Source organism: Dyadobacter sp. SG02 (genome assembly GCF_900109045.1).
Taxonomy (GTDB): domain Bacteria; phylum Bacteroidota; class Bacteroidia; order Cytophagales; family Spirosomataceae; genus Dyadobacter.
Genome location: NZ_FNYL01000004.1, coordinates 495,824 through 517,730 on the forward strand (window position 1 = coordinate 495,824; position 21,907 = coordinate 517,730).

Annotated in this window: 18 protein-coding genes; 6 read left to right on the plus strand and 12 right to left on the minus strand. The window is 49.5% G+C overall.

Translation table 11 applies throughout. The annotated features are described in order from the left end of the window. Positions 1–121: 121 nt before the first annotated feature. The 3 genes from BMW93_RS12255 to rpsU form a co-directional block, all read right to left on the minus strand. Positions 122–2,704 carry a phosphoenolpyruvate carboxylase gene (locus tag BMW93_RS12255; protein WP_090375888.1) on the minus strand — a complete coding sequence of 861 codons (2,583 nt, stop codon included), beginning with the start codon at positions 2,702–2,704 and terminating at the stop codon, positions 122–124. A gap of 66 nt (positions 2,705–2,770) precedes the next feature. Beyond that, positions 2,771–3,643: a tyrosine-type recombinase/integrase gene (locus BMW93_RS12260; RefSeq protein ID WP_090375890.1), complete on the minus strand. Its 873-nt coding sequence runs from the start codon at positions 3,641–3,643 to the stop codon at positions 2,771–2,773. A gap of 106 nt (positions 3,644–3,749) precedes the next feature. After that, complete coding sequence (gene rpsU, locus BMW93_RS12265) at positions 3,750–3,944, minus strand: 30S ribosomal protein S21 (RefSeq protein ID WP_090154901.1); 195 nt, start codon at positions 3,942–3,944, stop codon at positions 3,750–3,752. Between the two features lie 157 nt (positions 3,945–4,101). Here rpsU and BMW93_RS12270 point away from each other — a divergent pair, with 157 nt between their 5' ends. The 5 genes from BMW93_RS12270 to BMW93_RS12290 all read left to right on the plus strand — a co-directional run bounded on the left by BMW93_RS12270 (position 4,102) and on the right by BMW93_RS12290 (position 9,104). Next, on the plus strand, positions 4,102–5,037 hold the full coding sequence (locus BMW93_RS12270) for a phosphatase (protein ID WP_090375893.1): 936 nt from the start codon (positions 4,102–4,104) through the stop codon (positions 5,035–5,037). 63 nt (positions 5,038–5,100) lie between these two features. Further along, on the plus strand, positions 5,101–7,671 hold the full coding sequence (locus tag BMW93_RS12275) for a zinc-dependent metalloprotease (RefSeq protein WP_229240390.1): 2,571 nt from the start codon (positions 5,101–5,103) through the stop codon (positions 7,669–7,671). 59 nt (positions 7,672–7,730) lie between these two features. Continuing rightward, positions 7,731–8,405 (plus strand): peptidoglycan DD-metalloendopeptidase family protein, encoded by a 675-nt coding sequence (locus BMW93_RS12280; RefSeq protein WP_090375899.1) that lies wholly within the window; start codon positions 7,731–7,733, stop codon positions 8,403–8,405. A 41-nt stretch (positions 8,406–8,446) separates the two neighbouring features. After that, complete coding sequence (locus BMW93_RS12285) at positions 8,447–8,695, plus strand: DUF6364 family protein (protein ID WP_143061643.1); 249 nt, start codon at positions 8,447–8,449, stop codon at positions 8,693–8,695. After that, the gene (locus tag BMW93_RS12290; RefSeq protein ID WP_177194073.1) at positions 8,685–9,104 is read left to right on the plus strand and encodes a PIN domain-containing protein; all 420 of its coding nucleotides are present in this window, start codon (positions 8,685–8,687) and stop codon (positions 9,102–9,104) included. Before BMW93_RS12285 ends, BMW93_RS12290 begins: the two co-directional genes overlap by 11 nt. 12 nt (positions 9,105–9,116) lie before the next feature. Here the strand turns inward: BMW93_RS12290 and BMW93_RS12295 are convergent, their stop codons facing one another. The 4 genes from BMW93_RS12295 to BMW93_RS12310 all read right to left on the minus strand — a co-directional run bounded on the left by BMW93_RS12295 (position 9,117) and on the right by BMW93_RS12310 (position 14,992). Further along, a complete protein-coding gene (locus BMW93_RS12295) occupies positions 9,117–10,334 on the minus strand; it encodes an MFS transporter (RefSeq protein ID WP_090375908.1) in 1,218 nt (405 codons plus the stop codon). 108 nt (positions 10,335–10,442) lie between these two features. After that, positions 10,443–11,195: an SDR family NAD(P)-dependent oxidoreductase gene (locus tag BMW93_RS12300; protein ID WP_090375912.1), complete on the minus strand. Its 753-nt coding sequence runs from the start codon at positions 11,193–11,195 to the stop codon at positions 10,443–10,445. A 23-nt stretch (positions 11,196–11,218) separates the two neighbouring features. Then, positions 11,219–12,922 (minus strand): S41 family peptidase, encoded by a 1,704-nt coding sequence (locus tag BMW93_RS12305; RefSeq protein WP_090375917.1) that lies wholly within the window; start codon positions 12,920–12,922, stop codon positions 11,219–11,221. Positions 12,923–13,048: 126 nt separating this feature from the next. Next, positions 13,049–14,992 (minus strand): acetoacetate--CoA ligase, encoded by a 1,944-nt coding sequence (locus BMW93_RS12310; RefSeq protein ID WP_090375920.1) that lies wholly within the window; start codon positions 14,990–14,992, stop codon positions 13,049–13,051. A gap of 302 nt (positions 14,993–15,294) precedes the next feature. Between BMW93_RS12310 and BMW93_RS12315 the strand changes: the two genes are divergently transcribed. Further along, entirely contained in the window at positions 15,295–17,037 is a 1,743-nt protein-coding gene (locus tag BMW93_RS12315) for a pseudouridine synthase (protein WP_090375923.1), read from the plus strand. Between the two features lie 72 nt (positions 17,038–17,109). On the opposite strand, the gene BMW93_RS12320 is transcribed toward BMW93_RS12315, so the two are convergent. From BMW93_RS12320 to BMW93_RS12340, 5 genes are all read right to left on the minus strand, one after another. Then, positions 17,110–18,636, minus strand: a complete 1,527-nt coding sequence (locus BMW93_RS12320) for a Do family serine endopeptidase (RefSeq protein WP_090375926.1) — start codon at positions 18,634–18,636, stop codon at positions 17,110–17,112. Positions 18,637–18,839: 203 nt separating this feature from the next. Next, entirely contained in the window at positions 18,840–19,268 is a 429-nt protein-coding gene (locus BMW93_RS12325) for an Hsp20/alpha crystallin family protein (protein ID WP_090375929.1), read from the minus strand. Between the two features lie 236 nt (positions 19,269–19,504). Then, positions 19,505–20,251 (minus strand): ribonuclease III, encoded by a 747-nt coding sequence (gene rnc / locus BMW93_RS12330; protein ID WP_090375932.1) that lies wholly within the window; start codon positions 20,249–20,251, stop codon positions 19,505–19,507. Positions 20,252–20,264: 13 nt separating this feature from the next. Further along, entirely contained in the window at positions 20,265–21,518 is a 1,254-nt protein-coding gene (gene fabF, locus BMW93_RS12335; RefSeq protein ID WP_090375935.1) for a beta-ketoacyl-ACP synthase II, read from the minus strand. Positions 21,519–21,561: 43 nt separating this feature from the next. Next, complete coding sequence (locus BMW93_RS12340; protein ID WP_015813362.1) at positions 21,562–21,798, minus strand: acyl carrier protein; 237 nt, start codon at positions 21,796–21,798, stop codon at positions 21,562–21,564. Positions 21,799–21,907: the final 109 nt, after the last annotated feature.

Genomic DNA, 21,907 nt, shown 5'->3' on the forward strand with positions numbered 1-21,907 from the left:
TAAGCCTGTGCAACAATTCGTCTACTAATAATTGCGGGGAAAAGTTTAGCAAACCCGGCGAGGCAAGAAAAAGGGTTGGACATAACCAGATGCCCAACCCTGTTATTTGAATGAATAAGTACTACGCAGAATTCCGCGCCGCATTGATAATCCCGAACATCGCCCGGATAATCAGCTGGTTATAAGTCTCCACATCAACCGGCAAACTCTTCGGATCGCCGGCGAGCATTTGCAATGCATATTGCTGAATGGTGATCAGCGGCAATACGATCCGCTCGCGGGTTTTGATGGAAACTTTGGTGACATTATTGCTATCGAGTAGTTCCTTCTGGCTCGATACTTCGAGCAGCAGCTCGCGTGTGAGCAGGAACTCTTCGTACATTTTGTCCCAGAACTCCCGGTACTCTTCTTCCTCGCGAAGGTATTTCGTGGCAGGGAAAAATGCCTTGGAAAGCGATTGCATCGAGTTTTCGATCAGCGTCCGGAAGAAAAGCGACTTCTGGTAAAGCTTTTTGATCTCCTCCACTTTGTTCTCGTCTGCCAAATGCCGGATAGCCGTTCCGAAACCGTAGAAGCCCGGCACATTCTGCTTCATCTGCGCCCACGAGCCTACGAACGGAATCGCGCGCAGGTCTTCGAATTTCAGGCCTTCGTCGTCATTACCACGTTTGGTCGGGCGGCTTCCGATGTTGGTTTGCCCGTAAAAACGCAGCGGCGTCTTTTTATCGAGGTATTTGACGAACATCGGATGGTTTTTCAGGTCCAGATAGGAATTATAGGCGATTTCAGCCATTTCCTCGATCAATTCCTTGTCGGCGTCGGTCAGTTCGTCTTCGCGATGACCTTTGAAAAGGTGGTTTTCAAGGCCGGCGGTAAATAGCCTTTCCAGGTTATACATGGCCGTCGTAACGGTACCATAGTTGGAACTGATGGTCTGTCCCTGAACGGTCAGCTGGATTTCCTTATCCTCGATATCCTTGCCCAGCGATGAATAGAAGTTATGGTTATTGCCACCGCCACGTGCAGGAGGTCCTCCGCGTCCGTCGAAGAATGTGACTTTGATGCCGAATTCACGCGAAACCTTAGTCAATTCCTCCTTGGCGCGGTAAATGGACCAGTTGGCGCGCAAATAGCCGCCATCTTTGGTACCATCCGAGAAGCCCACCATGATTGTCTGGTGATTCTCGCGGTTGGCCAAGTGGTTGCGATAGAATTCGTTTTCATACAGCGAACGCATAATATCCGGTGCATTGGCCAGGTCGTCCACAGTTTCAAAAAGTGGTACGACGTCGAGCGCGAGCTTGCCTTCCTCGTCTGCAATCAGGTTTTTGGCCAGCGCAACCACTTGCATCACATTCAATGCGGAAGTGTTGTTACTGATCACGTACCGGTGCGCACCTTTTTCGCCATTTTTTTCCTGGATCGTTTTAATGGCCCGAATCGAACCGAGGATGTCTTTCGTGAGTTCATCCTCATAATCCTCATCGCGAAGCGGGATATTCAGCGAAAGCAGCAAATCGATCTTTTTCGCCTCGTCCCAGCTTTGGTAATCGCTGTATTTCAGCAGCGGGATTTTCTTTTCCAGTCTTTTCAGAATATCCTCCCAGGCTTTGCCGTGCTTACGGCTGTCCTGACGGACGTCGAGGCTGGCGAAGAAGAAACCGAAGAGATTGAGTTTCAATATAAAATTATCCAGCAGCTCCACGAAAAGGCCCTGATGTTTGTTCACCAGCACTTCGCGTGCTTTGAGCAACTCGTCGATCAGCTCCTGCGCACTTTCATACCCTTCTTCGAACGGCCCGAAAATGGTGCTGTTCATCTTTTTCTCCGCCAGCGAAACCGCGTCGTCGACACCTTTGAATGTGAGGCGGCGCTTCAATTGGCGAATGTCGCGATAGTAGCCGCGTAAAAGTGTCTCGCGCAGGCGATCAGCTACTTTCAACGTAATTTCGGGGTTCACAAACGGGTTACCGTCGCGGTCACCGCCCGGCCAGAAGCCCAGGCGGAACACATTCGGGTAAGGCCAGTCGTGCACGCTCATTCCCAGGCCATTGATCAATTTTTCGAGAATGGACGGGATGGCGTCGTAATATACATTTTCAAGGAACCAGCACAGGCTCACCGCTTCATCGAACGGCGTAGGTTTTTCATGGTTAATGAAGGCCGTTTTCCCAAGTTGCAACAACAACTGGTTTACTTCTGTAAAATCGTTCGCCTTGATCGCATCTTCCAGATCGTTGATAATGCCCAGTACCTTGCCGGAATAGAACTGCGTCGGATGGGCCGTCAGTACGATGCGCACGCTGAAATCTTCCAGCTTGGCGAGTAGTTTCTTTTTGAGATCGTCATTTTCCAGGCGTTCGGTCAGGTAAGTTACCGAACCTTTACCGGTCAGGTCGTGCGTCTCGTCAAAAGCCGCATCCTCAACCGAGTCGAAGAGTACTACCTGGCGTTCGATGTATTGGATAAATGCAAAAAGCAAATCCGCACGTTCCTTGGGAGTAGCCGTTTCCAGGAGCTCTGAAAAAAAATGCTCGATGATTTCTTTGGGAGATTTGCCTTCCTGAAAGCCAATCTCACTTTGCTGAGTCAGTATCGGAAGTAAGGAACCTGTTTGGAATATACCTCGGTAGGGTAAACTCAGAAACAGGCTATTAAAAATATTATACTTCGTTACAACTGCGTCCTGGAAACTATTATTCATAATGGAGTGACGAAATTATATTTTGAAATTTGCACTGAAGGCAAATATAACCTTAAAAAATGGGTTTCAGGCTTTGGGGTGCGCTTGTTGATGTGATTTTTTAAGCTTTTCGATGGAGTTATGCGTGTAAATCTGGGTAGCGGCCAGGTTGGCGTGGCCCAGCAATTCCTTGATCGCATTCAGGTCCGCGCCTCGGTTGAGCAGGTGCGTCGCATACGTGTGCCTGAGCACGTGCGGACTCTTTTGCGCAAGCGTAGTGACGGCCGACAGGTATTGCTTTACCTTTCGCTGTACAAATACCGGGTAAATAGCTTTATTTGAATCAGTTAATAGCAAAATATCGGTATTTTCCTCCGGTGCACGCTGCTCTGTATATTTTTGAAGCAATTGTATCAATGAGGTTGAGACTGGCACGATCCGCTCCTTCGACCGCTTTCCGAAAACGCGAATGGTGCGTGCCGGCAGGTTCAGGTCTTTCAATTCCAGTTCGACCAGCTCCGAAAGCCGGATACCGCTGCCGTAAAGCAACTCCATAATCACCCTGTCGCGTAGACCTTCGAAGTCATCGGTAAATGTGCCTTCTTCAAAAAGCATTTCCATGGATTTCTCTTCCACAAATGCCGGCAGCTTCTTGCGCGTTTTCAGGGCCGACAGGATTTTTGTCGGGTCGCTGTCGATGTGTTTTTTCTTCCTTAAATAACCATAGAATGTCCGGAGCGCGGCAATTTTCCGGTTAATCGACGACGGGTTGAGCCCTTCTTCCATCAAACTCACCACCCACGACCGGAGCATAGGCGCTTTGGCCGTTTCGGGCTCGGCGCATTCGTATTGGAAAAGGAGGTATTTCTGAAACTGTTCGAGATCAGTCTGGTACGATTTGATCGTATGCGCACTGGAGCGCTTTTCGAATTGGAGGAATTCCAGAAACGGCGTTATCATAGTCCGAACATACAAAAAGGAGCCGTCTTATTCAAGACAGCTCCTCTCGTATGATATGGATACAATAATCCTATAGAAGTCTTTCAGAGAACCATTCCGTTAAGAACTAGTCTTCCAAATGACCGTAAGTCTTCTCTTTGTAAACGGCACGCAAAACTTCGAAACGACGCTTAACAGATGGTTTTTCGAAAGCCGTACGCGCACGAAGCTGACGCATTGTACCTGTTCTTTCAAATTTCTTCTTGTAACGCTTAAGAGCGCGGTCGATCGATTCGTTGTCTTTGATGTTAATAATAAGCATGCTTATAATTTCTAATGTTCTTTGAATTGGTTTCTGAAATCGGACTGCAAAGAAAAACTATATCCGACAGAAAATCAAGAAATAAGTCGTTAAAATTCGTTTATTTTTGTATCCATTGCATTGAAACGAAAGTCATTAACAGATTAAACAGCCCGATATGAGTTCCAGACTGGGAATAATTGATTTAGGCACCAACACATTTCACCTGCTGATCGCGGAGCCAAACGGCCCTCATTTCAAGACCGTTTTCCACGAAAGCAGGCCTGCCAGGATCGGTCTGGGCGGCATCAATAAGCGCATTATCACACCCGAAGCGCAGGACCGCGCACTCGCCGTCCTCTCGTATTTCCGCGAAAAGCTCGATTCGTTTGAAGTAATGCCCGAAAAGACGTTCGCTTTCGGCACCAGCGCGGTGCGTAACGCAGAAAACCGGCACGCATTCTGCTCCGAAATTTTGGAAAAAACCAACATCGAAGTAACTGTCATCGACGGCAACCGCGAAGCGGAGTACATATATAAAGGCGTCCGCCACGGCGCCGACATTGGCGACGGCCCTTCGCTGATTATGGATATTGGCGGCGGGAGCGTGGAATTCATCATCGGCAACCGCTCGCAGATCTTCTGGAAACAGAGCTTCGAGATCGGCGGGCAGCGATTAATGGAGAAATTCATGCGGAACGATCCGCTTTCACAAGCCGATCGCCGTGGCCTCTACAATCATTTCGACGAAAACCTGATCCCGCTCGCGAATGCGGTGCATCAATATGCCCCTGAAAAGCTGGTAGGCTCGTCGGGAACGTTCGATACCCTCGTCGATATCGACTTCCATTACCGCACCGGAAACTGGCCGCCGGCTTCGGAAACCGATTTCAATATTACCCTGGAAGAATTTTACCGCGCATATGCCCTCATTCTCTCCGGCAACCACGATAACCGTATGGCGATCCCCGGTATGATCGAGTTGCGTGTGGACATGATCGTCGTGGCCGTTTGCCTGATCGACTATGTGCTCAAAACGCACGGCATCCGGCAAATCCAGGTTTCGAAATACGCCCTCAAAGAAGGCGTCCTGGCCGAATTGATGGCCAAATAATCCCTAACCTCTCATTTAAATACACCTTAATACTTTATCCAAAAACCAAACTCTATGAGATTAATGCGTTACCTTCTCCTCGCGGCGCTGGCATTCGTGTATATGCACGACGCGCACGCGCAACGAAAGAAAAAGAAAGACAAGCAGGAAGACGTCAAGATCGACAAGGCTGTCGATGCGGTGGCATCGGCCGTGAAAGACAAGCTGAAAGACGACAAAAAGAAAGGCCCGAAGGCGTTCAAAGACGTCATCGACAGTACCAATGCGATCAGCCAGAAAGGTATGATCTCCGTTCACAAGGTGGACGACAAATGGTATTTCGAAATCGCCGATTCACTCCTGAACCGCGATATTATGGCGGTAACACGCTATTCCAAAACTGCGGCAGGCGGTGGGATCTTCGGCGGCGAGGAAGTGAACCGCCAGATGATCCGCTGGGAAAGAGGCATGGATAACAACCTCCTGCTCCGGTCGGTGACGATGGTCGTAACCAGTCCCGACAGTACCAAACCCATTTTCCAGGCTGTCAAAAACTCCAATTCCGACCCAATTATTGGTGTTTTCGATATTAAGGCGGTGAAAAAAGAACCTGCAAAAACTTCGGTGATCGACGTTACCGAGTTCTTCAATGCCGATAACCAGGTGTTTTCATTGAGTTCTGTAAGCAAACAGTTGTTGAAACTTGCCGCATTCAAGAAAGAGGCTTCATTCATTTCCAAAATCAGTACTTACCCGATCAATACCGAAATCCGGACGATCAAGACATTCAATGTGACGCCTCAATTGCTGACACCCATGCCGGTGCCATCGGTCGGCCAGTATCTGCCTTCCGGTCTGGATGCGGGAGTAGTGACATTTGAAATGAACTCCTCACTGATCCTGCTGCCAAAAACGCCGATGAAAAAACGCATTTTCGACAGCCGGGTGGGTTATTTCGCCAATCAGTATGCCACTTTCGGGGAAGAATCGCAGCGTTCCGATACCGAAGTCTTCGCCGTCAGATGGCGCCTCGAACCGAAGAACGCCGAAGACGCCCGTAAACAGCAAAACGGCGAGCTGATCGAGCCTAAAAAGCCGATCATTTATTACATCGACCCGGCAACGCCGGAAAAGTGGCGCAAATACCTCAAAGCCGGCGTCGACGACTGGCAGGTTGCATTTGAAAAAGCAGGCTGGAAAAACGCCATCCGGGGTGAATACTGGCCGGATGGCGACACAACCATGAGTCTGGAAGATGCGCGCTACTCGGTGATCCGCTATTTCGCCGCCGACATTCAGAATGCTTACGGTCCTAACGTACACGACCCGCGCAGTGGCGAAATCCTTGAAAGCCACATCGGTTGGTACCATAACGTGATGCGCCTGCTCCGCAACTGGTACATTATTCAAGCCGCGGCGGTGGACCCGAAAGCACGTACCAAGAAGTTTGACGATGAATTGATGGGCCAACTCGTTCGCTTTGTGTCTTCCCACGAGATCGGTCATACGCTCGGCCTGCGCCACAACATGGGCGCCAGCTCGGCCACGCCGGTGGAAAAGCTGCGCGATAAGGTATGGGTTGCGGAACACGGACATACTTCGTCTATTATGGATTATGCGCGTTTCAATTACGTGGCACAGCCCGAGGACGGCATTACCGACCTCTTCCCGCGCATTGGTGATTACGACAAATGGGCCATTCAATGGGGTTACAGCAATTTCCCGGACGCGAAAGATGCCCAATCGGAAAAATTAACCCTCAATACCCTCACCAAAGAGGCTTACAAAGACAACCGCCTGCATTTCGGTACGGAAATCAGTCCTTACGACCCGCGGTACCAGACCGAAGATTTGAGCGATAATGCCATGAAAGCTTCGGAATACGGCATCAAAAACCTGAAACGCATTCTCCCCAACCTGATCGAATGGAGCAAGGAAGACGGCGAGAGCTACAAGGAACTGGATGAAATTTACGGCAATGTGGTAACGCAATACCGCCGCTACCTGGGCCATGTGATCAAAAACGTGGGCGGCATTTACGACACGCCTACTACCTATGACATGGAAGGGCCGACTTTCACAACGGTTCCGAAAGCGACCCAGAAAGAAGCCGTCGACTTTTTGAATGCGCAGCTTTTCAAAACCCCGACCTGGCTTTTGGACCAGAATATCCTCAGCAAAGTGAAACCCGAAACCGGCATGGAGGCCGTGAAAGCATTGCAGGATTTTGCATTGACGTCCCTTTTCGCCGGCGACCGTGCTGTACGGCTCATGGAAACCGGTATTTCAGTGAAAAACTACACGCTTGACGATCTTTTCACGGATCTCGAAGCAGGAATCTGGTCGGAGGCGAAAGCAGGCAAGCCGATAGACTTGTACCGCAGGAATTTGCAAAAAGTTTATGCTGAAAAACTGATTTCACTACTGAAACCCGGCCGGGCAAATGTCCAGTCGATCCCGGTGGGCATTACCTATGGCTTCTCAACCCGCTCGGTGGAACTGGAAAAGACCGATTTACCGTCGATCGCCCGCGCGCATTTGGAAAGCCTGAAAACAACAGTGAATGCCGCCATTGCGAAAAGCACCGATAAAAACACGCGGTACCATTTGCAGGATGTCTCGCAGAGAATCAAGCAGGCACTTGATCCGAAATGATGTATATTGAATCAGGCAAGTCGTGATGGCTTGCCTGATTTGCTTTTAACCTTTGAAGAATGTCAGAACTTACCGAACTGCTTCGTCGCCACCCGGCATTCTGCGCGATCGTGCAGAATGGCAAACCTTACCGCAAGCTGGATTTTACCGCTGGAAATAGTGATTTGCTGACGCGCGATCTTTCCGAAACCGACGTTTTCGGTGAATACGTTTTCGGTGAAATGCTTTCTGAAAACACGTTCAACGGCATTGGCGGCTACGGCGAAGACCGGGTCATTTACCGGCACCGGAAACATTTCACCGCTGATATTGCAAAGCCCCGGAGCATTCACCTCGGCGTCGATATCTGGGCGGAAGCCGGTACGCAGATTCATGCTCCGTTAGAGGCCACCGTGCACAGTTTCGCATTCAATGACCATTATGGAGATTATGGGCCCACCATTATCCTCTCTCACGAGATAAGCGGAATCACTTTCTTCACACTTTACGGACATCTGTCGCTAAGCTCCCTGGAAGGTTTGCAAGTAGGCAAAACGATCTCGGCTAACGAGCCTTTCGCTTCGATTGGCCCTTACCCCGAAAACGGCGACTGGCCTCCGCATTTGCATTTTCAGATTATCCGGGAAATAGGAAACTATAAAGGAGATTTTCCAGGCGTTTACAATGCTGCGGACAGCGATTATTATTTGGACTTATGCCCCGATCCGCAGCTGATTTTGAGAATAAATGCCTGAAAAATATGCGCATATTCAAAATTTATGCGCATATTCATCGTATGAAAACTCGCTTAAATATAACGATTGACGACACGGTCCTGACCTATATCAAGAGTTACGCGGCAGCGCGGCAGATCAGTATATCTCAAATTATTGAAGGACATTTTAGGAACATTGTCACGTCGGAAGGGCAAAAGGAAAATATTCTGGAAGTGATGGATCGCATGGAAACGCCTTCCGGCATTGGCAGCGACGATGACTTCAAGAAAGGATATTACGAAGCCCGTAACGAGAAATATGGCCGCTAAGGTTCTTCTGGACGCTAACATCGTACTAGACTTTCTTTTGAAGAGAAAGGATTATGAAGACGTCCGAAAAGTCATGATTTTGGTAGTGGAAAAGAAAATTACAGCTTTCATTTCTGCCTCCATCCTGCATATAGTAAGCTACTGGCTAACAAAATCCTACGGAAGCGCAAAATCCAAAGATTTGCTCTTGCTATTTCTCTCCGATGTCAAGATTATAGACGCAAACCATGAGATTGTAAATGTTGCGCTCAACTCTCAAATAGACGACATTGAAGATGCGCTGCAATATTATACCGCGATTCATTATAGAATGGATTTTTTCATCAGCAGGGACAGGAAGTTTCAGGAGCAGGCACTAACCGTTTTACCGGTGCGTAATGTCTCCGAATTCCTGAAACTTTTTAGCTGACGCCGGAACTTCTCAATTCCGCTTCTCCAAATTCGGCAAAAACCCTGTCAGCAACCCAATCAGCGGCAGGAATGAGCAGATCCAGAAGACGTATTCAATGCTCGTTTTATCTGCCAGCGACCCGAGGATAGCCGAGCCGATACCGGCAATCCCGAATGCGAAACCGAAGAACAACCCTGCGATCATTCCTACTTTGCCGGGAATAAGCTCCTGTGCATACACGAGAATGGCCGAGAATGCGGACGACAGGATCAGACCGATAATGCAGCTCAGCACGCCCGTCCAGAACAAGTCGACATAAGGTAGCAGCAATGCAAATGGCGCCGCGCCAAGGATAGATATCCAGATCACATATTTACGGCCGATGCGGTCTCCTACCGGCCCACCGATGAATGTACCCGCCGCTACCGCAAAAAGGAATGCAAACAGGTAAATCTGTGAGCTCTGAATGGAAACGCCGAATTTATCGATCAGGTAAAAGGTGAAATAGCTCGAAATGCTGGCCATGTAAATGTATTTGGAGAAAATCAGCAGGAGCAAAATGCCGATTGAAAATACCACTTTGGACTTTGACAAAGTAGATTCCTGTTTCACCGCGCCCGTCGCTCTTTTAACAACGGTTGTCAGATTTTGCTTATACCAGCCGCCTACCCATGAAAGAATAACAATGGCCAACAACGCCACCAGCGAGAACCAGATCACCTGGAAGCGGCCGTAAGGCAACAATATCAACGCCGCCAGCAGTGGCCCGAGTGAACTACCCGCATTACCACCCACCTGGAAAAGCGACTGCGCCATCCCGTGCTTGCCCCCGGACGCCATCCGCGCCACACGCGAGGCTTCCGGATGGAACACCGCCGAACCAATACCGATAAGGCCAACGGAAAGCAGTACGATGTGAAAACTGTTCGCCATCGAGAGCGATATGAGCCCAAGTAATGTAAAACACATTCCGACCGCCAGCGCATAAGGTTGCGGCCTCTTGTCTGTAAATGAGCCTACAAGCGGCTGAAATACAGACGCACTCACCTGAAATGTAAATGTGATGAGACCTATCTGCGAAAAACTCAGATGAAACGACTCCTTCACCATCGGGTAAATCGACGGAATGAGGGATTGCATCGTGTCGTTCAGCAAGTGGGAGAAACTCAGCGCCAGAAGGATTGGAAATACGGTCTGAGAGGCGGAAACTGAGGTCGCGGCGGAAGAATTCTGGTCGAAACTTTTCATAGGCATTCAAAATGCTCCCGACTTCCTGTTTATGGAAGTCGGGGGCTTAAAAAGAATGGCAAAGATATCGATTCCCAACCGGATTATGGCCGGTAACCAAATAAAATTCTATTTACGATGGATAGTAGTCGCGGCGGACTGCGCTCCGGCCAAAATGGTAATATCGGCAATCGTAACACGGTCAGGTGCATTGACCGCGTACAGGATGGCGTCTGCAATGTCGCCGGCCTGCAACGGATCGAAGCCTTGATACACCTTTTCGGCCCGGTCCTCATCGCCTTTGAAACGGACGAGCGAAAATTCCGTCTCCACCGCACCGGGCGCGACATTGGTAGTTTTGATCCCGTGCTGCGTCAGTTCGAGGCGCATGCCTTCACTAATCACCTCCACGGCAGCTTTGGAAGCACAATAAACTGCGCCGTTCGCGTAGGTCTGTTTGCCGGCAATGGAACTGATATTGACGATATGGCCCTTACCACGTTCGAGGAGTAAAGGGATAATGGCTTTCGAAACATAGAGAAGCCCCTTCACATTCCCGTCGATCATCGCGTCCCAGTCGTCGGTATCGCCTTCATCGAGCGTGCCAAGGCCGTGTGCGTTGCCTGCATTGTTGACGAGAATATCGATGTTTTTCCACTCATCCGGCAATGAACCGACAGCGGCCAGCACCGCACCCTTATCGCGAACGTCGAATACGAGGGTGGTTACCTTTACTTTTGAAGACAATTCGGCAGCCACTTCATCGAGGCGTTCCTGGCGGCGGCCGCACAAAATAAGATCTATTCCGACCCCGGCGAACGCTTCCGCCGTGGCCTTACCGATACCGGACGTGGCTCCGGTAATAAATGCAATACGGGACATTGAGTGAATGGTGTGGAGTGGAATTACTTTTTGTTTTTAGGAATATTCAGGCTGCTGAACTCCCCTTTTTCCAACTGTGCCGCCTGCGTGAAAAGCTGTACGGCCTGCTGGTAAACATTGTCGCTCGGGTTCAGGACCTGGAATACTTCGTTGTTAAGGCCGTTTTTCTGCTTTCTTCCCCAAACATAGCGGCCTATGATCGCTTTGGTTTGCGAGGTAATGAGCGATTTGGAAAGGTTCAGTTCTTTTTCATTCGGTTTGATACCCGCTTTCGAAGCATCTTTCACGAGCTCGGCAATCATGGCATCCGACACCTGGAATGATTTCAGATATTCCTTGAACGGCTGCTTTTCCAGTTTTTTCTGGTTTTCGTTGGCATAGCGCAGCGCATATTCGCGGATGATGTTTTTAGAATACAATTCGAACAGGTATTTGCTGTTCATCAATGTATCTTTTGAGACAAAAATATCCGGGGTAATGCCGCCGCCGCCGTACACAACGCGACCGCCATCGGTTTTATAAACTTTACTTTTATCAAATTTGATACTGTCGACATTGAAAAGCTCCCCGCTTTCGTACCGGTGTGCCAGGTCCTGGCTGTAATCTTCACCCTTGCCGAGCTCGTATGGTTTCTGAATGCTGCGGCCGCTCGGTGTGTAATAGCGTGAGATAGTCAGGCGCAGTTCTGAGCCGTCGGAGAGTTTGATCGGCATTTGTACCAGCCCTTTTCCATAGGATCTCCTTCCGACCACCAACGCGCGGTCGTGGTCCTGCAATGCGCCCGCGAGAATCTCGGAGGCCGATGCGCTGCCTTCGTCAACGAGTACAATCAACGGGCCCTGTTCAAAAAGGCCGTCGACATGCGAGCGGGTTTTGCGGTCGAAGCGGCTGTCTTTTCCTTCGGTGTATACCAATAGCTTGTCTCCCGCGATAAATTCGTCGGCCATGCTCGTCGCACGTTCCATGTAGCCGCCCGGATTACCGCGAAGGTCGAGGATCAGGTTTTTCAAACCACCGGCCTTCAATGTTTTCAATGCAGATTTAAACTCGTCGAAAGTAGTTTCCGAGAACCGGCTCACTTTGATATAACCAATCTCCTGGTCCACCATATAGGAAGCGTCCACCGAATAGGTAGGAATGCGATCGCGTACAACCGCGAAATTCATTTTGTCCTTCAATCCTACCCTTTCAATGGACAGATCCACTTTGCTGCCGCGCTTGCCACGCAATAGCTTATAAACCTGCGCATTGGTAACACCGGGACCGGAAAGGTTTTCTTTATTAACTGAAATAATACGGTCGCCGCTCTGAATACCGGCCGCTTCCGACGGCCCGCCGCTCAACGGGGTTACCACGTAAACCGTATCATTATAAATATTGAACTCCACACCTATGCCGTCAAAACCCGATTCCAGCTGTGACCGTGCCGCGGTAGCTTCCTCCGCATTGAAATAAGCCGTGTGCGGATCGAGCTTTTCGAGCATTTTGGAGATTGAAAAATCGACAAGTTCCTCGGTATTGACCGAATCGACGTAGTTATTCTCCACAAGCATCAACACCTCCCTGAACTTGCCGTAACCTTTCGCCACGTCGGACAGTTTTTTCCCACCGCTGAAAAACGTACTACCCAGCAGCACTCCCGCCGCCAGCGTGATCGCGATGATGATAGGCAAACGAACTACGGATTTCGAGTTCTGGATCGGCGGCTGAGGTCTTTCTGAGTTCATACCTGTAAATATTTGTAGTATGGGCTGGCGTCACGGGAATTGGATATTTCCCCAACGTGAATTAAACGATTTTGGTTGCCTAATGCAAATGAATGCAGGGTGTTGACATACCAATAGCACGGATTTCTAGATGAAAGCCTTTAATGACTCCGGATTGCGCATTGTATCGATATTAATGCACTTGGCCGGGTCCTGCCCCATCAGTATCCGCTTCATGGGCGCCTCCATTTTTTTGCCATTGATCGTGTAAGGGATATCGCTTACCTGCTCGATCGTGTCGGGCACGTGCCGCGGACTGTACTGGGTCCGTAATGTGTCCCGGATCTGCTTTTTCAAATCCTCGCTAAGCTCCTTATTTTTTGCCAGGACGACAAACAGCGAAATAGTCCCCTCGCCATTCGATTTTTCCAGGTAAACGGCCAGGCTATCTTTGACTTCCGGAATGCTTTCCACGGCCCGGTAAATCTCGGCGGTACCAATGCGAACGCCGCCGCGGTTCAAAGTAGCGTCGGAGCGGCCATAGATGATCACCGATTTCCGGTCCGTGATCTTGATCCAGTCGCCATGGCGCCACACGTGCGGGTACATTTCGAAATAGCTGGAAATGTATTTTTCGTCATACTCGTCGTTCCAGAAATAAATGGGCATCGACGGCATGGGCTGCGTAATCACCATTTCGCCCAGCTCATTCAGAACCGGCTTTCCATGCTCGTCGAATGCTTCGATCCGGGCCCCGAGCATTCGGCATTGGATCTCGCCCGCGTATACGGGCAGGATCGGGCAGCCGCCTACGAACGCGCTGCACACATCCGTGCCTCCGCTCAGGGAGATCAGCCAGACATCTTTTTTGACATGCTTATAAATCCATTCAAATGCCTCCGGCGGCAGCGGCGAGCCGGTAGAACCGATCGTTTCCAGATGGTTTAACCGCTCGGATGTGATGCTCACCCCACTTTTCATGGAAGCAATGAAGAATGCCGCCCCGCTGCCGAAATGCGTGATTTTAGCCCTTTCGGCCAAAGTCCAGAGTACCTGCGACGACGGGTAGGCCGGAGCGCCGTCGTACATCACCAGTGTTCCCCCGCAAAGCAGCGAGCTCAATGCGTAGTTCCACATCATCCATCCGGTGGTGGAGTACCAGAAGTAGCGGTCGCCCGGTTTCACGTTCTGATGCAACGCTAGCGCTTTCAAATGTTCGATCAGGCAACCACCGACGCTGTGGGTAATGGCTTTCGGTTTGGCGGTTGTTCCGGATGAATAAAGGATCCAGATCGGATGATCGAACGGTACAGGTTCGAAATCGATCCCGAAGTTTTCGAAATGCAGAATGTCGTCCCAGGCCGTGAAACGATCGGGCCGGGATTCCGAAAATATATTGTTGATAAGCACCGTGTCTTTCACACTGGGCAGCGCTGCCGACAGCTCGCTGGCAAAAGAAGTAATGTCGTAGGTTTTGCCATTATAAACATAGCCGTCCACCGTAAACAATACCTTTGGCTCGATCTGTGAAAACCGTTCGGTAATGGCAGGTTTACCAAAATCGGGCGAGCACGACGACCATACCGCGCCTACCGCGTTCGCAGCCAGGAACGCTACCACGGCCTCCGGGATATTAGGTAAAACTGCCGCCACACGGTCGCCGGGTTTCACGCCGCGCTGTTTCAGCCAGGTAGAGACGGCCGCTACCTGCATTTCGAGCGTTTCCCAGGATATTTCCACGAGTTCCGATTTTTCGGACTGGAAAATAATCGCCGGACGTTCTTTGGTTTTATTCCTGAAAATGTGTTCCGTATAATTCAGCTTGGAACGGGTAAACCAGCGCGTGCCTATTAAGCCGTTCAATGGCTTTTGCAGCACTTCGAGGTACAAATCGTGTGATTTGATATTGAAGTAATTCCAAAGACTTTCCCAGAAATCTTCCAGGTCGGTCACCGACCATTCCCAGAGGTCATGATAGGAGCGGAAATAGAGGCCCTTTTTGACAAACAGCCAGTCCATATACTTTTTCAGATTGGACTGTTCCAAAAGAGTCCTTCCCGGTTTCCACAACGGTTGCGCCTCAGCTGACATAATTCACCTGTTAATGAAGGTTTAGTTAGGTAAAAATGGCCATTTCCGGCCGCATTTCTCCGATAGAACTTATAAACGTTTCGATGTCATTTTTGACATAAACACATTCAAATATTTTTACCCGGAAAAATTCCTGTATCTTTGCAGGCTAATTTTTTATAACACTAGTACTCTGACCATCAGATACGTTGGCTAACCAGTTTTAGTGGCAATTCAAACCATTTTGTGCGAATTAAAGCACTAATCGGTTACAAGGTAAATTTGTAAGAGGAAATAAATCCAGTAGTGATACTGCATTCCTGATGAGAAACAGAAACAATTCCAAAGGCGGAAACAGCTCCCGCCCGTCAGCCGGCGGCTCCCAAGGTGGAGGTGGCTTTTTCAAACGCCCAAAGCCTGAGACCGAAAGCCGGTTCAGCAAACCCAGCGTAAAAAAATCCAGTCTGAAATTTTCAGCTTCTACCGAAAACAAAGGCCAGAAAGCACGGCCTAGTTTCGATCACGAGCGTCCACGCGAAGATCGTCCGGGTTTTGATAAACCACGTTTCGGTAAGCCTGGTTTCGATAAGCCGCGCTTCGATAAGCCCGATTTCAAAAAATACGGTTCCGACAGAGGTGGAGACAATCAACGTCCATTCCGTCGCGAAGGCGATTCCGCCGAGCGTGGCTTTAAAAAGGATTTTGGTAAAAAAGATTTCCGTTCCACCGGCGGCGACCTGCGCGGTGGCGACCTGCGCGGCAGCGACAGAAAGCCATTTGGTGATCGCCCTGAAAGAACAGGATCGGGCAGCGGAGACCGCAACCGCGAGTTCAAACCACGGTTCGATCGGGATAATGACGAACGCGAGTTCAGACCACGTCCGGAAAGAGATACACGTGAATTCAAGCCGGGCTTCGACAAGCCGAGATCTGACCGGGATGGTGGCAATCGTGATTTCAAACCCGGCTTCGACAAGCCAAGATCCGACAGAAATAACGGCGAGCGTGAATTCAAGCCCGGCTTCGATAAGCCGCGTTTTGAAAGAGACAACGGTGATCGCGAGTTCAAACCAAGATCAGACAGAGACGATAACCAACGCGAGTTCAAACCACGCGGGGAGCGTTCAGGCCCATCCAGGCCGGGCCGTTCATTCGACAGAAACGAAGGTTCGTTTAAAAAAAAAGAAGATAGCGACGACAAACCCTTCCGCTCACGGTTCCAGGAGGACGAACAGCCGCAGGACCGCAGCGGGTTGGAGAGACGAGTAGGACGGTACGAAACCGCACCGCGTTATAATCTTGATAGCTACGAGCACAAAAAGAAGCCTTCGGCGAGGCATAAGGACAAGGAAGAAACCGACGAGATCCGTCTGAACCGTTACATCGCGAATGCGGGCATTTGCTCACGTCGCGAGGCTGATGATCTGATATCCTCAGGTCAGATTTCGGTTAACGGAAAGATCGTCAATGAAATGGGTTACAAAGTGCGCCCTACCGACGTCGTGAAATACGGCAAGAAGGCATTGAACCCGGAGAAAATGGTGTACATCCTGATCAACAAACCGAAGGATTACATTACGACCACCGACGATCCCGAAGAGCGCAAAACCGTACTGGACCTGATCGCCGGCGCGTGCTCCGAGCGCGTGTACCCGGTAGGCCGCCTCGACCGTAATACAACCGGTCTTTTGTTGCTTACGAATGATGGTGAATTGGCCGAAAAGCTGACGCACCCGTCCAGCGGTATCAAGAAGATTTACCAGGCGGAACTCGACAAGCCCATTACTACCGAGGATTTCGAGCAACTGCAAGCTGGTGTTGAACTGGAAGACGGTTTCATTCGTCCTGATGAAGTAGGTCTGGTAACGCCGGATGCGCAGGTTGTGGGCCTTGAAATCCACAGCGGCCGTAACCGCATTGTTCGCCGCATGTTCGAGCATTTGGGTTACGAAGTTCAGAAGCTGGATCGCACTGTTTTCGCAGGCCTGAACAAGAAGGATCTACCACGCGGCAAATGGCGTTTTTTGACTGAGAAAGAAGTGATTAAACTGAAATTCCTGCTTTAATAGGGAGGTATTAAAATATGAAGGGCTGCGATGGTGATCATCGCAGCCCTTTCTTTATGCACTCAATTTGAATTACAATCTGAATCCGAACGAGTAAACATCGTAAGGCGCATCAGGATAAAGCCCTTCAAATTGCACCATCGATTCTTCTTTGCCGGCAATCGCCGCTTCGAATTCTTTCACCGTTTTCACCGCCTTACCATTTACTTTGGTGATAATGAAGCCTTCTTCCACCTGCGAGCGGGCGAATTTCCCGCCATCGATGGAAAGTACTTTCACACCGCCGTCGATTTTGTAGCGCGACAGTCTCTGTTTTTCCTGATCGCTCAGGTTACCGAACTGTGCACCCAACGAGCTCATTACCGCAGCCGATTCATCGCGTTTAATGATCTCGGAACCGCCTGTACGGTTACGTAATGTAATGCTCAGGTCTTTTTCCTTGCCATCGCGGTTCACGGTCACATTCACTTTATCGCCAGGCTTGTGCAGGCCGATCGACTGCTGCAATTCGGGGATCGAATGGATATTCATACCATCTACCTTCACAATCACGTCGCCTTTCGCTACACCACCGGCTTTGGCAGCGCTGTTTTCCGTGAAGTCACGCACGTACACGCCGTCACTCACTTTCACACCGTACTCTTCGGCTTTTCTGCTGTCGAGGTCGTCGAGGGAGATACCCAGGTAACCGCGTTGTACATTACCGAATTTGATCAGATCGCTCGACACTTTTTTCACAATGCTGGAAGGCACGGCGAATGCGTAACCTGCAAAACTACCGGTAGGACTGGCAATGGCGGTATTAATACCGATCAGCTCGCCTTTCAGGTTCACCAATGCACCACCACTGTTTCCAGGGTTCACGACGGCATCGGTCTGGATGAAAGATTCCAGTGGAGAATCACCGGCTGCGGCTGCGGTAGGCTGCATTTGATTACGACGCGATTGGCCGATAATGCCCAATCCACGACCTTTTGCACTCACGATACCGGCTGTTACAGTAGATTCCAGGTTGAAAGGGTTTCCAACTGCAACTACCCACTCTCCTACTTTCACGGCGTCCGAGTTTCCAATGGTCACCGCAGGGAGGTCTTTACCTTCAATTTTAATGACCGCGATATCCGTAGAAGGGTCGGTACCGATCACTTTCGCGCGGAACTTGCTTTTGTTGTGCAATGTCACTTCCAATTCCTGCGCACCTTCCACCACGTGGTTGTTGGTAACAATATATCCATCATTTGAAATGATTACGCCCGAACCTGTTGCTTCCGATTGCTGCGGGCCACGTTGGCCGCCTCCGAAATCATCGCCGAAGAAATCCCTGAAAATATCGGGAATTTGCTGTCCGCGATATGCCTGGCGGGTAACGGTCGATTTAATGTGTACGACCGTCGGTGTAGTGGCCTCGGCTGCGTAAACAAAATCACCCGGAGCGCCAGCCGGAGCTCCTGCCGATGTAAAACGTGCTATATTTTCAGAAGCCGCTTCTTTAAAAATTACATCTCTATCACTATCAGGACCAAGGAGTTTGAGGCCAGCTATGGTTGACGCACTCGAAATCAACCCAACCAACACCAAACCTTTCCAATTTGTTTTCATAGACATATGTTGGGGTTATATTTTTATGGACAAATAACGCAAATCGATTAACAAATTATTCCCGTCGCAGATTCGTTTAACATCTTTTAACAAAGATATTCCATTTGGGAATTTACTAAAATCCTGCCAGACGATTATCAACCGTCTCTCACGAAAATGGGCGTCATCCTTTCGAATAACGCCCATTATATAAGTCCATCCGATTACGCGATATCGATCAGGCGGGCTGGTTTTTCTTTCGCTTCCTCACGTTTCGGCAATGCGATGCTCAGGATGCCGTCGGCATAGTTCGCCTCGATCCTGTCGCCGTCAACCGTGTTGGGTAAAGTGAAGGTCCTTTGGAAAGAAATGTATTTGAATTCCTTCCTCGTGTACTTCTCGTTGTTGTTTTCTTCTTTCTGCTCTTTTTCAGCCGAGATAGTCAGCTGATTTTTTTCGAGGTTCAGTTTGAAGTCAGATTTTTGAAGGCCGGGAGCCGCTACTTCGATGCGGAATCCTTCCTGATTTTCAACCACGTTCACAGCTGGTACGGTGCCTGCGAATGCAGGAGTGTTGTATTCATTAAAAAGATCCTTACCAAAAAATCCGTTCAAATAAGATGGACCTGCGAAATGTTTGACTAATGTGCTCATTGTTATAAGGTTTTTGTTTTTAGTTTTCTGTTTCTTCTAACCTTGCGGTTATGCCCTTCATTTGACAACTTCTGTTCCGGGCCTGGAAAAACTAGAAAATAGCGACAAAATGGCCGATTTAAGCAAAATCGCACTTTCTCATACAGACAAAATGACCGATTGTCGTTTTCAAAAATGACAAAAACACCAAAAGCCCATTGGTAAGCCAATGAGCGGAAACTTTAAGACAAGTGGAATTATTTCAATTCAAGGATCGCGCAGGCCTGCTCGGACGCAGATTGCTCGGCTTTTTTCTTGGTAAAGCCATTACCTGTTGCAAAAGGCGCCTCGTCCACCAGAATCTGGGAAATGAATTCACGATGATGGCGGGTACCTCGTTCTTCGAGTATTTCGAAACGGATCTCCTTGCCTTCGCGTTGCGCCCATTCGATGATGAGGCTTTTGAAGTTCACATTGTTCTGGATGATGCTGTCCAGATCATAATGCGTGATCAGCTTGCTGATAATGAAGGTCCGTGTGAAACGGAAACCCTTATCGAGGTAAATCGCGCCTACGAATGCTTCGAGCGCGTCCCCGTACATGGATGAGCGAGGTGACATACCGCGGCGGTTGCCGTCGTATTCGATCAGCCGATCGAGGCCCAGCTTGCGCGAAATCTGGTTCAGCGACTCGCGGTTCACGATCCGTGAACGGATTTCGGTGAGGAAGCCCTCGTCTTTGTAGGGATATTTGGTAAAAAGAAATTCCGCTACCACCATGCCCAATACCGCGTCGCCGAGGTATTCCAAACGCTCGTTCGATTCCCTGAAACCCTTGATAGCGGTTTCGCGGGAAGCCGAGGTGTGCCTGAAAGCCAGTTGATAAACGCCCAGATTGGAAGGCTTGTCGCCTATAACATGCGCAATCGACTCCTTAAATTTTTTGTCCTCGGCACTTCCGGTCCGGAAAAGGGAAAGTATCGGTATAAGAATTCGCTTTGCCAATGGTAGAGAATTATCAGTCTTCGTATTTTTTGAAAACGACTGACGCATTATGACCTCCGAAACCGAAAGTATTGCTCAAAGCGATATTTACGCGACGTTTTTCAGCTTTGTTGAATGTAAGCTTCAACCGCGGGTTGATTTCCGGGTCGTCGGTAAAGTGGTTAATGGTAGGCGGCACGACCTGGTCTTTGATCGCCATGATACAGGCGGCAGCTTCAATCGCTCCTGCTCCTCCCAATAAATGCCCTGTCATCGATTTCGTAGAGCTGATACTCAGATCATATGCATGCTCGCCGAAGAATTTTTCTATGGCTTTGATCTCCTGCGGATCACCGATCGGGGTAGATGTACCGTGGGTATTGATGTAGTCGATATCCTCGGGTTTGATACCTGCATTTTCGACCGCATTTTTCATTACGATGAAAGCGCCGAGCCCTTCCGGGTGCGGAGCAGTGATGTGATAGGCGTCGGACGACATACCGGCACCGATCATTTCGGCATATATTTTGGCTCCCCGTGCTTTCGCATGTTCGAGTTCTTCCAAAATAATCGCCGCCCCGCCTTCTCCAAGCACGAAACCGTCACGGTCCTTGTCATAAGGGCGCGAGGCAGTTTCTGGCGAATCGTTTCTTTCGGACAATGCCTTTAATGCATTGAAACCGCCCACCCCGGCAATCGTCACCGCCGCTTCCGAACCGCCGGAGATACACACATTCATCAAACCGAGTTTGATATAGTTGAATGCGTCGATCAATGCATTGGTCGCCGAAGCACAGGCAGATACCGTGATAAAATTGGGCCCCCGGAAACCATACCGGATCGACAGTACGCCCGAAGCGCTGTCGACGATCATTTTCGGGATAAAGAAAGGATTGAAGCGAGGTGTTCTGCCGTTCTCGGAATAGTTCATCACTTCTTCCTCGAAAGTTTTGAGGCCACCGATACCGGAGCCCCAAATTACACCGGCTTTGTCGAGATCAAGCGTATCTGCGTCAAAGCCGGCGTCCTTCATCGCTTCATCAGCCGCGATGACGGCGTACTGTGTAAAGGGGTCCATTTTACGGGCTTCCTGGCGAGGGATGTAATTCGTAACGTCCAGGCCTTTTACCTCACACGCAAAACGGGTACGAAACTTCTCAGCATCGAACCGCGTAATGGGGGCTGCGCCGCTTACGCCTGCAACCAGATTTGACCAAAAGGTAGGAACATCATTGCCAACGGGCGTCAATGCGCCCATTCCTGTAATTACAACTCGCTTAAAACTCATAAAATTGGGACAGAATAGAAGATTGTACTGGTAAAAACCGAGATTACTTCACGTTTTCTTCCAGATATGCAACAGCCTGACCAACTGTACCGATGTTCTCTGCCTGATCGTCAGGGATAGAAAGATTGAATTCCTTTTCGAATTCCATAATCAACTCAACGGTGTCTAGAGAGTCCGCTCCCAAGTCGTTCTGGAAGTTTGCTTCCGGTGTAACCTCCGACTCTTCTACGCCGAGTTTTTCGACGATAATTTGCTTAACTCTTTCTGCAATTGCTGACATTTTATAATCACTTTTTGGTTAAAATCGCCACAAAGAAAGATATTTCAGTTCACTTTTTCAAAAATTTTTTAAACGGACCTTTTTATTGCACAATCCGTGTTTAAAATAA

Coding starts and splice junctions, on each gene's coding strand:
- BMW93_RS12255 (WP_090375888.1), bottom strand. CDS start 2,704: ATGAATAATAGTTTCCAGGACGCAGTTGTAACGAAGTATAATATTTTT.
- BMW93_RS12260 (WP_090375890.1), bottom strand. CDS start 3,643: ATGATAACGCCGTTTCTGGAATTCCTCCAATTCGAAAAGCGCTCCAGT.
- rpsU (WP_090154901.1), bottom strand. CDS start 3,944: ATGCTTATTATTAACATCAAAGACAACGAATCGATCGACCGCGCTCTT.
- BMW93_RS12270 (WP_090375893.1), top strand. CDS start 4,102: ATGAGTTCCAGACTGGGAATAATTGATTTAGGCACCAACACATTTCAC.
- BMW93_RS12275 (WP_229240390.1), top strand. CDS start 5,101: ATGCGTTACCTTCTCCTCGCGGCGCTGGCATTCGTGTATATGCACGAC.
- BMW93_RS12280 (WP_090375899.1), top strand. CDS start 7,731: ATGTCAGAACTTACCGAACTGCTTCGTCGCCACCCGGCATTCTGCGCG.
- BMW93_RS12285 (WP_143061643.1), top strand. CDS start 8,447: ATGAAAACTCGCTTAAATATAACGATTGACGACACGGTCCTGACCTAT.
- BMW93_RS12290 (WP_177194073.1), top strand. CDS start 8,685: ATGGCCGCTAAGGTTCTTCTGGACGCTAACATCGTACTAGACTTTCTT.
- BMW93_RS12295 (WP_090375908.1), bottom strand. CDS start 10,334: ATGAAAAGTTTCGACCAGAATTCTTCCGCCGCGACCTCAGTTTCCGCC.
- BMW93_RS12300 (WP_090375912.1), bottom strand. CDS start 11,195: ATGTCCCGTATTGCATTTATTACCGGAGCCACGTCCGGTATCGGTAAG.
- BMW93_RS12305 (WP_090375917.1), bottom strand. CDS start 12,922: ATGAACTCAGAAAGACCTCAGCCGCCGATCCAGAACTCGAAATCCGTA.
- BMW93_RS12310 (WP_090375920.1), bottom strand. CDS start 14,992: ATGTCAGCTGAGGCGCAACCGTTGTGGAAACCGGGAAGGACTCTTTTG.
- BMW93_RS12315 (WP_090375923.1), top strand. CDS start 15,295: ATGAGAAACAGAAACAATTCCAAAGGCGGAAACAGCTCCCGCCCGTCA.
- BMW93_RS12320 (WP_090375926.1), bottom strand. CDS start 18,636: ATGAAAACAAATTGGAAAGGTTTGGTGTTGGTTGGGTTGATTTCGAGT.
- BMW93_RS12325 (WP_090375929.1), bottom strand. CDS start 19,268: ATGAGCACATTAGTCAAACATTTCGCAGGTCCATCTTATTTGAACGGA.
- fabF (WP_090375935.1), bottom strand. CDS start 21,518: ATGAGTTTTAAGCGAGTTGTAATTACAGGAATGGGCGCATTGACGCCC.
- BMW93_RS12340 (WP_015813362.1), bottom strand. CDS start 21,798: ATGTCAGCAATTGCAGAAAGAGTTAAGCAAATTATCGTCGAAAAACTC.